13 protein-coding genes are annotated in these 12,231 nt (G+C 55.9%); 2 read left to right on the top strand and 11 right to left on the bottom strand.

The window, feature by feature from the left end; all coding sequences use genetic code 11:
* Nucleotides 1-47: 47 nt before the first annotated feature.
* The gene (locus FMN63_RS20415; RefSeq protein ID WP_148586005.1) at nucleotides 48-488 is read left to right on the top strand and encodes a BA14K family protein; all 441 of its coding nucleotides are present in this window, start codon (nucleotides 48-50) and stop codon (nucleotides 486-488) included.
* Between the two features lie 140 nt (nucleotides 489-628).
* On the opposite strand, the gene FMN63_RS20410 is transcribed toward FMN63_RS20415, so the two are convergent.
* Both FMN63_RS20410 and FMN63_RS20405 read right to left on the bottom strand, forming a co-directional pair.
* The gene (locus tag FMN63_RS20410) at nucleotides 629-1,849 is read right to left on the bottom strand and encodes an alanine racemase (protein ID WP_148586004.1); all 1,221 of its coding nucleotides are present in this window, start codon (nucleotides 1,847-1,849) and stop codon (nucleotides 629-631) included.
* Between the two features lie 73 nt (nucleotides 1,850-1,922).
* Nucleotides 1,923-2,759, bottom strand: a complete 837-nt coding sequence (locus tag FMN63_RS20405; RefSeq protein WP_162530088.1) for an extensin-like domain-containing protein — start codon at nucleotides 2,757-2,759, stop codon at nucleotides 1,923-1,925.
* A 49-nt stretch (nucleotides 2,760-2,808) separates the two neighbouring features.
* Between FMN63_RS20405 and FMN63_RS20400 the strand changes: the two genes are divergently transcribed.
* Nucleotides 2,809-3,435, top strand: coding sequence for a LysE family translocator (locus FMN63_RS20400; protein WP_148586002.1), 627 nt, complete (start codon nucleotides 2,809-2,811; stop codon nucleotides 3,433-3,435).
* An 11-nt stretch (nucleotides 3,436-3,446) separates the two neighbouring features.
* On the opposite strand, the gene FMN63_RS20395 is transcribed toward FMN63_RS20400, so the two are convergent.
* The 9 genes from FMN63_RS20395 to FMN63_RS20355 all read right to left on the bottom strand — a co-directional run bounded on the left by FMN63_RS20395 (nucleotide 3,447) and on the right by FMN63_RS20355 (nucleotide 12,147).
* Nucleotides 3,447-4,592 (bottom strand): DUF2336 domain-containing protein, encoded by a 1,146-nt coding sequence (locus tag FMN63_RS20395; protein ID WP_148586001.1) that lies wholly within the window; start codon nucleotides 4,590-4,592, stop codon nucleotides 3,447-3,449.
* Nucleotides 4,593-5,458: 866 nt separating this feature from the next.
* Nucleotides 5,459-5,704: a hypothetical protein gene (locus FMN63_RS20390; protein WP_148586000.1), complete on the bottom strand. Its 246-nt coding sequence runs from the start codon at nucleotides 5,702-5,704 to the stop codon at nucleotides 5,459-5,461.
* A gap of 425 nt (nucleotides 5,705-6,129) precedes the next feature.
* A complete protein-coding gene (locus FMN63_RS20385; protein ID WP_148585999.1) occupies nucleotides 6,130-6,447 on the bottom strand; it encodes a hypothetical protein in 318 nt (105 codons plus the stop codon).
* A 298-nt stretch (nucleotides 6,448-6,745) separates the two neighbouring features.
* Nucleotides 6,746-7,516, bottom strand: coding sequence for a hypothetical protein (locus FMN63_RS20380; RefSeq protein ID WP_148585998.1), 771 nt, complete (start codon nucleotides 7,514-7,516; stop codon nucleotides 6,746-6,748).
* 137 nt (nucleotides 7,517-7,653) lie between these two features.
* On the bottom strand, nucleotides 7,654-8,529 hold the full coding sequence (locus tag FMN63_RS20375) for a glycoside hydrolase family 73 protein (protein WP_148585997.1): 876 nt from the start codon (nucleotides 8,527-8,529) through the stop codon (nucleotides 7,654-7,656).
* Nucleotides 8,530-9,001: 472 nt separating this feature from the next.
* Nucleotides 9,002-9,913, bottom strand: coding sequence for a hypothetical protein (locus FMN63_RS20370; RefSeq protein WP_148585996.1), 912 nt, complete (start codon nucleotides 9,911-9,913; stop codon nucleotides 9,002-9,004).
* Nucleotides 9,914-9,915: 2 nt separating this feature from the next.
* Nucleotides 9,916-10,230, bottom strand: a complete 315-nt coding sequence (locus FMN63_RS20365) for a Bbp19 family protein (RefSeq protein ID WP_006936039.1) — start codon at nucleotides 10,228-10,230, stop codon at nucleotides 9,916-9,918.
* Nucleotides 10,217-11,920, bottom strand: a complete 1,704-nt coding sequence (locus FMN63_RS20360; RefSeq protein WP_148585995.1) for a portal protein — start codon at nucleotides 11,918-11,920, stop codon at nucleotides 10,217-10,219. The genes FMN63_RS20365 and FMN63_RS20360 overlap by 14 nt, the downstream gene beginning before the upstream one ends.
* Nucleotides 11,920-12,147, bottom strand: coding sequence for a hypothetical protein (locus FMN63_RS20355; RefSeq protein WP_075282657.1), 228 nt, complete (start codon nucleotides 12,145-12,147; stop codon nucleotides 11,920-11,922). The genes FMN63_RS20360 and FMN63_RS20355 overlap by 1 nt, the downstream gene beginning before the upstream one ends.
* Between the last annotated feature and the right edge of the window lie 84 nt (nucleotides 12,148-12,231).

Below are 12,231 nucleotides of genomic sequence, written 5' to 3'. Positions count from 1 at the left end.
CAGATACGGCGCCACTCGGAAACGGCGCCTTCCTTTGGAGAAAACCGATGAAGACCATGAGCAAACGTCTCGTTGCCGCCGCCCTGACAGGTGCCCTTCTTTTGCCGACCTTTGCATCCGCAGAAGCTGGGTCGCGCCACGGCTGGCGCGACCACCGTGGTGGGCATCATCAAAGCCACAGACACCATAACCGAAATCAAAATAGACACAAAAACAATGACAATCTGGGCGCAGCCGTCGCTGCTGGCGTCATCGGCCTGGCCGCAGGTGCCATTCTGCTGGGTGCGACCCGCCAACCGAGCTACGCAGGCCCGCCGCCAGTGAATCACTACCCGCCGGCTCCCTACCCGGGTCAAGTCCATACGGGCATCGGTTACCAGCCTTGGAGCCCCGCCTGGTATCAATATTGTTCTTCGAAGTTCCGGTCGTTCAACCCATCAACCGGCACCTACACCACCTACCAGGGCGAACAGCGCTTCTGCCAATAAGCCGACCCCTTGGTGGTGTTTCAGAACTTACGGCGACAAACGACAGACCGGCCGAACCGGTCACCCGCTTGTTGCCTTTTTTTGAGGAACTGGCCTTGATAAAGGCGCTAGCACCGTTTGGTGGACATCAGCCTTTTTGGCTAATCAGCCATGGTTTCGATTGAAGCAAAGCCTTCCGGTGCTGCACCGGAGTCGAACGGCGAAGCAACCTCAATTACCTTGTCGGGATAAAATCCGTTGAACCGGGTGCGTAGTGACAAGCTGTAGGCTCCTATGTGGCCGATCTCGATCCAGTCTCCTGTGTCGACCGTTTCCGGTAGCCAGAAGGGCCGGGAAAGAATATCGACACTGTCGCAAGTTGCTCCGCAAACCTTGAAGGGTACAATCTTGTCGGGCTGTCCCGCACGCGTCTTGCGAGCCGGGTCGGGAATAAATCGGGCCGGCAGAGTGATCTTCCCGGTCCAACTGTCGGAAAGCGAAGCCCAAATTCCGTCATTGATGTAGAGACGGCGGCCTTTTTTCAGCAACACACGCACGATAAGCGAGATTGACCGGGCAACGATCACGCGGCCGGGCTCGGCAACGAGAGGAAGGTCGTCGAACTGCCAATCGGCGATATCTGTCTTCAACTGCCCCATCAGTTCCTCTAGCGTGGGCATCTCCGGTACCTTGCGGCGGGGGTCATGGCCATAAACGGCAGGAAATCCACCTCCAACATCCAGTTCAACGATGGGGACCCCGGCACGTGACCTGATCCAGTCTGCAGAAGCCAGCGCCCGTTCGTAGGTTTCAGGCTCTTCGATCTGGCTGCCAACGTGAAAACACAAACCGCATTTGAAGCCGATGCGGTTGATCCGTTGCAGCAACTCAACCGCATGGCCGGGAGCTGCACCAAACTTTTTCGACAATTCGTAGGCTGCGTGACCCTTTGTAGCGATACGAACAAAAAGCGTGATCGTTCCAGGATCAATATCGAGGGCCCGAACAATGCGCAGGATCTTCGCGACCTCGTCTTCGTGGTCGAGTGAAAGCGTTCGAATACCGTAAGTTTCAAGTGCCAATCGAATGTCTGACTGCGCTTTGATAGGATGCATGTAAAGCATCTCTGCTTTTGGCGCAGCCTTCTTCACTGAAGCAAATTCGGCCGGTGATGCCACATCGAAACAGCTGATTCCGGCCTTTGCGAGTGCTTCAAGAACAAACGGTTCTCCATTCGTCTTGACCGCATAAGCGGTCTTGCCGGGGAAAAGTGACTGAAATTGCTGTGCGTCATGCTTCAGCACGTCCGGGCGGAAACAATAAACGGGTTGATCGGGACGAAGATCCAGGGCGGCGTCAATTGCTGTTTTATATCGTTCCATCAGTCGTTCCGGCGTTAGAACTCATTGGGTAGAAAGGACCAATCTTGCAGCTGGTTTGCAAGTCGGGATTGGACTATTGGCAGATAACGTAAGTACAGCTTTTGCCATGACACCCGATATCGAGATGAAAGTGGGACTTGTGATTGGGGTCTGCGTCTGGGCCGAGCACGGTCGTAAAGCGTTGGCAGGCTGCCTTGTGTATGGACGACAAAAAGCTGCCCTTCTCGGTCTTGCTTGCCCAATCCGTTTCGACTGAGATCTTGGTCCCGTCACTTAACCGAAATGCCGTAATATCAATGGCCTTGCCCAATGCATGTTCCGAAAGCTTCCCGTCTGGCTGATTATTTCGACGCCGGCATTGGTACCCAGGGCCTGTGTAAAATTCCGTCACTGGCTTTCCAAACTCCGCCTGTGCAATCGGCACAACGTCTTGAATTACCCACTCGGAGAATGTCTTGACAAACCCGCAAGACAAGGTGGCCTTCGTCGGGAAGGCTACATCGACACTTGCGCTACGTACACCCGTCAGATTTATTGGCACTGCTATCCCGCAGCCCTCATCGCCCGAGTGTCCTTGCAACGGAGCAAGTCGATCAAACACTGCATCTTGGATATCGCAGGATGCAAGTTCAGGCGTTTCTGTTGGAGATGATTTTCCGCCACCTTCAACTGGAGCCAGCGCAGATGCGTTTGTCTTATCAGCAGGCTTTGCCGCTGGCACATCAATACCTTCAGCAAAACCCTTCAAACCGAGATCCTGAAGCGGCTTTTCTTTTGGCATTGGAGTGGCAGCAGAAGCGTCAGGAGGCTGGAGAAAGACCGCTACCAAGACTGCGGAAACAAACACGACGCTTATCTGCATTTCCTGCCCCGCATTCTTCGATAATCGAAAACCATCAATATTGAACAACGCCTGTCCTGCGTCTATGGTTGCATTTGGGAAAAATTGAAGGTTTCCAATGACATTAGAACTCTTCTCCGCGTATGTGGTTGCCACCCTGATCGTCCTAGCGATCCCGGGGCCTACGATCATGCTGGTTGTCAGCTACGCCCTGACTCAAGGGCGTAAGTCTGCGGTTGCCAGTGTTCTCGGTGTGGGCTTGGGCGACGCAACGGCAGCAACTGCCTCATTAATGGGTCTTGGCGCTATTCTGGCGGCGTCAGCGACCGCTTTCAGTTTGCTCAAGTGGGTGGGAGCGATCTACCTCGTCTGGCTTGGTCTGAAGATGTGGAGAAGCCGACCGACAGCACTCGGGCCGCATCAGGTTGCCGATGTTCCTGCCCAAAAGATATTCTGGCATGCGTATGTGGTCACAGCGCTGAACCCCAAGGGTATCGTTTTTTTCATGGCGTTCTTGCCACACTTTATCGCGCCGCAAGCCCCGGTCGTTCCACAACTCGCACTTCTGGGAACAACGTTTGTTGTTTTGGGTATTTTGAACGCAGCTGTTTACGCCTACGCGGCATCGGCTCTCGGCCAAAAACTGAGAAACCCATCCTTGCTGAAGCTGGTAAACAGAATTGGCGGCGCATTCTTGATTTCTGCCGCAGCCATGACAGCGACCTTGCAAAGATCCGCGAATTAACAAAAGCAATCTCAGCGACTGGAGGCGAAGGGAATGCTCTTCTTGGACTTTGCGTCGTCGACTTCGATTTCTTGCTCTTCGGTTTTCAAACCGAAATTAGCCCCGGATTGTTTCAAAATCTCAAGTGACCGGCGCGCGCCCTCTTCACTGAGCGCTGCGTAACGCTGGATTGCGGTATTCAGTTCCAGCCCGCCTATGCGCAACCGGCGGGCACGCATCGTCAAAATATCCTTGTAGGCTTCGGAACTAACACCGTTTCCCTTGCAAAGGATAATCAAGGGTTTGTCACTTGAGCTGAACAAGAGCTGAGATACGGCCGCAGGAGGCAAGTTGCTGACCTTCGCAAGCAACATCCCAAGCTCCGCTGTTCGGTCTGACCGTGCAAACAAGGTCACCGCTTCATCAATTTTGGTTTTCTTGCTGACCACGTCGCGGATCAACGCATTAGACTGTTCGCGGGCATCTTCAAGCTTGTGAGCACGTGCCGCCACTTCGGTGGCAGCGCGCTCAGCCAGAAGCTGAACAAGTGTACTGTCGGCCCCGAGCGCACCAACTCTCTCTTTCAATTCTTCTGTTAAGAAAGGCAACAGGGCATGCGCGGCCTCTTCCGGCAAATCCGTGCGGTTGATCAATGCAGCCTGGATTGCTTCACTCGACCGGGCTTTCTCTACCAGTTTCAGGAACGACGCATCGGCAAATTCTGCACCTTGGTTTTCAGCCACCTTGCTCAAAACCGACGTATCTCCGCGGTCGACCAGTACACTGGTAACTGCCTTGTCGACTGTTTCACGCACGGCAATTGCACCCAGATGCTCCATGGAGGCAGAGGATGCGATCGCCACGAGATCGTCGGACGTAAGTGCGGGCGAGTTTTCCAGAACCGGTCCAGCAACGGGAAATCCATCCTGAGCCAGCTTCACCATCAGGTCATGAGGTGCGTCTTTTTCCTTGCAAACACGTTTGGATAGAATGATCCGGGTTTCTTCTTCGAGCTGCCCCAGCACCTTCAGAACGATGTCACCAAAAAGCAGGCTGATCTGCTCATCGCGATCATCGCCAGAACCCACGAAAAGGTCGGTCAGCGTACTGACAAGGCTTTTGCGCCCCGCAGCAGTTGAGTCCCTTGCCAGTTCAGCGAGTTTTGCAAGATTGATCATTGACACTCCGACGCGCCAACCGCGTAGGCGCAAACTGTATCAGCCTGCTCTTAACATTAAGCTACCGTTGACATCGGCGGACTGGATGAACAGCCCGCAGCTGTAATGCGGCCCTACAGTCTACGAGATCCGCCACACCATTATTCACAATCCTCGATCGTGACAGCTGTGCAAAACCAGTTCTGGCTTTCGCGAATGGCTGTGAGCGTTTCCAATCAAGGCCTTACTTAATGATTTATCAACAACCACAACTCTGGAATGCACAGCGCCGCTGCGCTGCAGCATCTTTTTTGCTTCGCTTCGGCATTATGCTGACTTAGTATCACTCAGTCTGAAAGAGGTAATCGGGAGCGGACATATGACCCTTGTACGGAACCTGAACATGATTGCCTTCCTGGCAGCCTTTGCGTTTTTGGCTGCAATTGTAGTTGGTGTCATCTGAACCAAACGGCAAGAAACCAAAGAAAACGAGCAACGCCGAACGGACGGCAGGACAATTCAACAATAAATATTAGTTTCCCGTCATAGTCGGCTGCACCAGAAGGTGCAGCCGCCGAAGGCGGTCGGTAACTTCAGCTATCTCTAAGCTTGCCTGGCTTGGAGGGAAGGAAAGTGCAATTTCTCTCCCTGAGAGAAGCGAACTCTTGCCGCCAGTCGACTACAACTAGAAATTTAACCCCATGGAAGGCAGTTGCATTCCGCAATTTCATCTGCCGGTACATTCCGGCTCAAACAAAGGCTTTACTCAAGCAGCTAGCTCCAATGTCTGCGCCAGCGCGGTATCACGTTTATCAGGGTCAATCACCCATCTGATCGGCGGCACCAATCATCACACCGAAAGTCGCCTTATAGTGACTTCAAGGTCCTCACCGAATTCCTGACAGAAGTTTGTAAAGTCCAGCAACTGCCAATGCGCCCACAATCGTATTGATCACTTTGCCCTTGATACTGGAAGTTCCTTTTCGCAAATCACGCAGAAAGTGCATGTCTTTCTGAGCTTCCAACGGATGTTCGATGTCGACACCGAGTGCTCTAAGCACCTCTTGAGCAGCCTCCCGGCCGCCTTCTTTGCCACCTTCGCGGGCGATTTCCCGCATCTGATCTTCGTTCACTACTCGCCCCCTGCGTAGCCCTGTTTAATTTCGCTGTACCAGCGGCTGCACCGCATCAAACGTGAATTGGCCCCGTCTGAGCAACAGTGGAGCGCGGAAACTCGAGCACTTTTGCGATCTCGTCTGCCGTCAGCCGCAGCAAGACGATCAGGTTCCGTCACCCGGCCATATGTGAATTGGAGCAGGTTCTGGGCGCGCTGGAGCGGGCGTCCAGCCTGGAAAGGCCGTGCTCGCGAAACCGCTTCAGCCACTTTTAGACCGTGCAGTCAGAAATTCCGAAGGCAACTGCAATCGCTGGCGCCTTCTCACCGTTCTGATAACGCTCAACGATTTGCTCTCGACTGTAAAAACACGTCTGGGCATACTGGTCCGGGTTGTTCATTACATCGCTCCTGAAGCTGATTGTGTTTGGTCACCAAACAGTCTCAGATCTTCAATGCGAATGAACAACCTTTTTGGGTTCCACAACCAGATACCGCCGGCCCAACCTTCAAATTCTCGCCGAGTATTTCATCAACCATTTTCTGCTTTTCAGGATCCTCGCTCCGCGTTCGGTTGTAGATAAGCGCACCTTCGAGGATCTTTCTGGCGTCCCAATAGCCATCGCCTTTACTCCCAAACTCTCTGAGCTCGTCCTGCAGCTTTTCGTTTGCAACACCTCCTGAGCCGTATTTTTTCATAAGTTGCTTCTGGATCTGATCCAGTTCTTCAATGACCTGTTTCTCGGACACCTTGTTTTCCATTGTCTCGCCTCCTCAGCGAATTCGACACGTCGAAAACATCTGTGCAGGCCAAAAGGCCTGCACACTGAAATCGAAACTGATAAAGGGGTGGAATTTGGCGATGCGCTTCGCTCGGAAGCCAACCGCGAAGGCAGAGGCACGGCAGTAAGCTGGTTCCGCCTTGCTCATCAGAACAGCCGGAAGTCAGACCGGGCACATGCCGTGAACTTCAAAGCCGTTTCACAGTCCGGGAACCGGCCACACGGCCCCCGGACGAGTGTTCTGCAATTCGGTTTATCAGGTGAATAACCGCAGAAGATCAGTCGTTCGAAGATACACTCTCGAATGCAAGTCCCGCAGGCCGCATGAAAACCAGAGCTTGCATCTCCAGGCACTGAAGCTGCTCGGCAGAACCGGGTTCGGCGCCGGAATAAACAACCATGGTGTTTTCCTGTGTACCGTCGTCAAACGACGCGTAATCGAATTGAGACGTGCAGGCCGTATTCAACAATGCTTTGCGATAGAAAAACTCCGCATCACGAAAACGCTCGATCGGGGGGCCGAGTTCAACGATGACACCGCCAGCTCTCATCAATTGATAAACAGAGGTACCTATCGCATGGAAAAAATCCCCATCCGGATCGAGCACTTTTCTGATGTCTCCTTTATAGAGGTCAGCGCCCGGCACGACATCCTTTGTCAAATCAACACTGAGCAAGGTGATCGTATTATTTGTCTGGTAATCTACAATATTTACGGGAGTGCTATAATAATCCTCTCGACCATAAGGAAGATGTGTCACCTCGTGGCCTGGAATATCTGGAAACTGCTCCGCATTCTGTTCGATTTCCTCGGGCGAAAAGCCCAGATAGACCACACGGACATCCTCCGCGACCTGCACCTTGAACATTGCGGGATCGAGGCTTGAATTGACATAGCCCTCTATTTCAGACCGAAGAACTTCAGGTTGCTGTTCCCACGGGATGACAGCACCGTCCGCGGCCAGGCAAACCGACGGCAGAGCAACAACCCCCGACACTTTCAGAATTGCCCCAAAGCCCTTGATAAAGCGAAAGGTGTTCAATTTCATTCCGGATCCCTTTATATATCATCGCTCTCGAAGAAAGGCATCGAGACGCTGAACAATCAGAATATGTTCATTATTTGTTCCTAATCAACCCTAAATTGAAATTGGCACGAAAACCTCTTCCGAAACAGGCGGTATTTTCAGAGACCGAACAATCTGGGGTCTCGACCGGCGGACACTATCAGTTGCTCTGCCAACGCCGGTGATTTTTCTAGAAGCGCTGCTTGCAACTTGAGATTTGGATTTTTTAGATCGAACGGATTAAAATCCTCTTCGTTGCTAAGTCCTGAAGCCGCGAGATCAGCACCCGGTTTTCGCCGTGGAACAGCAGGAGACGGACCTGCAGTTCTGTCCCGAGTCACATTTAAAGCGGACTCTCGGTGTACCTCCATTTCTGGAGTAGGTTTTCTATCCGGCACTGGTATCGCGGCAGCATTTAAACTAGCCATTTCATGAGTATCGAAAATGTTCGGTGACCTTGGTGCGTTCCGATGCCCCATAAGTATGTTGTGAAGATCAACGTCCTTTTCCGTTTCTCGGAAAAATCTCTGAAGACCTTCGCTCGGCGGAGCGTAAGTTTCTCCGATTTTTCGCTCAATATAGCTGAGTTTTTGGCCATAGAGCTTGTCGGTTGCATAGCCCTTGCCGGGCACTCCTGCATGAAGTCCCTTTACCGCGTCTTCAAATGTGCGAGCGGACATAGCATCAGGCCATCGCGACGATACCGTTTCAACCCAGTCCTGCAAGCTTTCCTGTAGACTGCCATATCTGCGAAAGCTGTCTGTCAGAACGATTTTCTTTCCCCCCTCATCCTCCCAAGTTCGAAAATCCTGTTTTTTTCCCTTCCAAGAGGCTCCAGCCTTGATCCCGAAATAGTTGTTTCCCTTGACAGATTTGCCATATGCAGTCTCAAGTGATGCTTGTGTTGCCGCAAGGCGCGCCTGGGGATCAGGCAACCCAAGGTTTTTAGCTGCGATATAGACATTGCGAGTGAATTCGTTGACGAGATTTTTCATTAAGTTTATCGCCTTAAATATACTAGTAGTTCTTCCTGCGAACGAATTAAAAGCGCAGGAAAATTTCTGCACAGAAGAATGGATACCTTACGATTTCACGATGATCGACGACCTACTCTTGATAAAACACGCTTATCACAGCGCAAGATGCCAAAAATTAGAGGGAAAAACCTTTGTCTGCCGCGAGAAATGGCCTGGCTCTGACGATGTCAGTGTTTATCAGGTACACGCAGAAGTACTGGAAACCGGCGACCTAGCCTTCTGGTCTACAGATATTGATCCATCCAGCGAACCGTGGATCATTCCCAGGTGCGAGGAACTCACCAACTAACAGGGTTTCGCTCCCCACTGGCTTTCTTCGCGTGTACCGACATTCGGGTTAAGCACATGATCTGCCAGATCAACAATCGAAAACCGGAACCAAACGCGATTTGCACTCATCCCCGCCGCGGCAACTTGAAAAGACTGCTTGTTACAGCCCGAACAACCGTGGATCCCGCCCCGCTGCGACGATCATCTGCCGTGCCCGCAAGGGGCTGTTTTCCAGAAGATCCGACTGCTGCCTGAGGTCCGGATTGCCGGTCTCGAAGGGGTTGCCGCCCTCCCCACTCGCGCCGAAACCGTTCAGGCCGTCTTCCGCAAAGGCGCTGTCGTGGATGAAGGCGAGCAGCTTCACCGCCACGGGGTCCGTCACCTGCTGCAAACCGTCGCTGCCAGCCGTGGTCAGGGCGCCTTTTTCCGCAAACCATCCTGTCAGGTCCACCCCGGCCGTCTTCAGGGTGCTCAGCGCCCGGTCGGCCTTGGCAATGGCGTTCTGATAGCCGTCGCTGTCCGGTTCGCCATATTCCCTGACCAGGGACAGGTGCGCTGCCTCGGCCGCCTGGCCCTGTTTCTGCGCGGCGTCAAAAGCCGCTTCCTCATGGGCGGAAAACTGCTCTGCCATCTTGCCCACCCACCGGTCGTGCAGCTTTTGCGCTGCCTCCGGGTGAAGCCCCGCCTCCTTGAACCAGTCTCCGGCTTCCTGCGCAAAGGCCTGGTCGTAGGGAAAGTTTTCCGGCAGCGCCTCGGGCATCTTGAAGCGATAGCCGTCCTTCGGTGTCCAGCGGCTGGAAACATCGGCATAAAAGGCCGCCTGCTCCTCGCTGCCGGCCTCCTCGCCCGGAACCTGAAGCGCCCCGGACAGTCTGTCTTCCAGCGATCGATAGCCTTCCAGAATGCCGGCGGTATCGTGCCAGCCATAGCTGGCGGCCATGTCCCGGTCGGCATCGCTCAGGCTGTCGATGAAACCTCCCCCCTCCGAAGGGTGATGCCCCATACCATCGTGTCCAGAACCGTCGTGCCCGCCGGCCTCCGGTCCTGCTGCCGGCTCAATCGCGTCGTACATCGTCAATATTCCTCGTCAGTTTCGAACTCGGGCAGCATTTCCAGCCGGGCGGCTTCCTGCAGCGCGGCGTGCTCTTCCGGCGGAATGCGGATCATCGACAGGATGCGGGCATAAAGTGCCTTGCGCCCGTCCAGATAACCGCCCGCCCTCGGCTCCAGGTTCACCGGCGGCGCCTGGTAGATGCCGCATTCGGCGGCCAGGTCCGCCAGCACGATTTCGCCGTCCGGGCACAAAAAAACGGACCGATAGGCCCGTTCCAGCACTCCAGCCCGCTCCCGGCGCCGCCGGGCGGCTCGTTTGAGGCTACGCCAGACCATCCAGCCCTCCCTCGCCACCCAGGGCCTGCAGAAGCGGCGCCCCGTCGCGGGCGATCCGCGCCATGATTTCGCCTGTCGCAAGCTGCTGCTGTTGCTGCTGCTCGGCCGCCCGTTCCTGCCGCAGTGCCTCCACCTCTTCCGGCCGCCGCCTCAGCTTGGCGGGCAGCCCCAAAGCGCGGCGGGTCAGGTCGTATTCGGCTTCCCGGTCGTGCAGATCCAGAATGGAAGGATCGGCCCCCGCTGCGATGCCGAGATACTCCTGGAAGCCCATGATCGCCTCGAAATGCCCGGCCTCGCGCATCTGGTCGATGGGCGCCGTCGGCGTCAGGGTCACATCGCCCTCCAGCACGCTTTGCGGCGGGGCAAGGGGCGAACCGGGGGCAAAAGCGCCCCTTCGGCCCAGAATTCCGATCTCCCGTTCGAACAAGGCTTCGTTTCCGGCCATGATGTTGGTGGAGAACGGCCCGATCATGTCGGCCATTTCCTTGCGGCGGATATTGGCTTCCGTTGCCGTGCGGCCATTGCCTTCCAGCAGCGTCTGCCACAGGTCGCCATAAAGCCCCACCCGCAGCTTCTCGCGGATGGTCTCGATCTGCGCATCCGCCGCCCCCGGGTTCACCGTGTCGATCATCGGCCGGAACAGCGGCCGGCCCTGCTCGTCGATCAGCCCGGGGTTGATCCGGCCGGGGTTGAGGTCAAGCTGGCGCTCCTGCGCATGGGTGGCGATCGGCGGGCGCACCGCCTGCGAACTGGCAATCAGCCCGTCTCGTGCCAGGCTCTGCAGGCTCTTGATGTCGCTCATCAGCTTTGCCTGCGGCGGCGAGCCATAGGGCGACAGCCCGTCCCGGTCCCACCGGCTGATCACCAGCGGATATTCGAAGAAGCCGCCCCGCCGGCAGATATACCCGCTGTCTTCCTCGAAGTGGATGCTCTCGAACCGGGATTTCCTGGTGTCGGTTGCCTGGGCGTGGCCGCCTTCGCGCACAAAGCAGGCATGCACGAAAGTGTAGTCCGTGTTCTTGCGCTTCGCGTCGGCCGCGTCTTCCTTCACCTTGGGCGACACCTTGCCGGCATATTCCTTCACCGCCTGCCACGCCTTCAGCGTGCGCACCCGAAAGAACCCGCAATCGTTGCCCTGGGCATCGATGATCAGATAAATCTCGTAAAGCGGCACATAGCGGTAGTGAACCGGTGTGCGGATATCAGCCAGGCTGTCCTCGTTTTCGACCGGAAACAGCACACCCGTTCCCAGTTTCACGGTGGACAGCAGGCGCGAGCGGTTGGCCAGCGCAAAGCCGGAACGCCCCGAATACCGCACACGGAACAGGTGATCGCGCACCAGTTCGAAAAACTCCTCGTCCGCCTGGCTGGGCGCTGGCGCAAACGGATCGCCGAAACCGACCCCATGCCAGGGAAAGCCCTCGGGCATGGTCAGCGAGCCGATGCCGGAGGCAAGCCTGTCCAGCAGCCAGACGGCGGTCGGGTCGTACAGCTTGCGCGATCGGTCCCGGGCGGCAGACCCGCGCAGGGCGCTCATGCCATCCCGGGCGCTCACGCCGCCGGGCCGGTTGAAGGCCCGCTCCATGTCCGGCGCCGTATAGGTGACATAGTCCTGCCAGTCAGCCTCCACCCATTGGCGTTCCGCCCGGGCCGATTGCAGCTCGGTTTTCAGATCGTCGACAACTCCCATCACGCACGCCCCAAAAGTGTGACACCAGGCCGCGAGGCACTGCCGTAATCGGCAACGCCCAGCGGGCCGGTCAGGTTGGTGGCCCGGGTGTTATAGGCGGCGGCCCGGCGCCGGCGCCCGTTTTCCTGCAGGTTGCGCGCCTGCCGCTGCGGATCGGGTTCGCGCGGCGGCGGCGGTGTCGGTTCCGGGTCCGGCTGCTTGGAGCCTCCCCCACCAAACATGCACATGGGTGGTCCCTTTCTCTCAATGTCTTGAAAACGTGTAATCGGCGCCGCCTGTCGGCACGGCGGCAGCGCCTCAAGGCCGGTCCG

Origin of the sequence: Stappia sp. BW2 (assembly GCF_008107695.1) — a bacterium.
GTDB lineage: Bacteria > Pseudomonadota > Alphaproteobacteria > Rhizobiales > Stappiaceae > Roseibium.
This window is presented reverse-complemented; position numbering and strand designations above follow the sequence as displayed.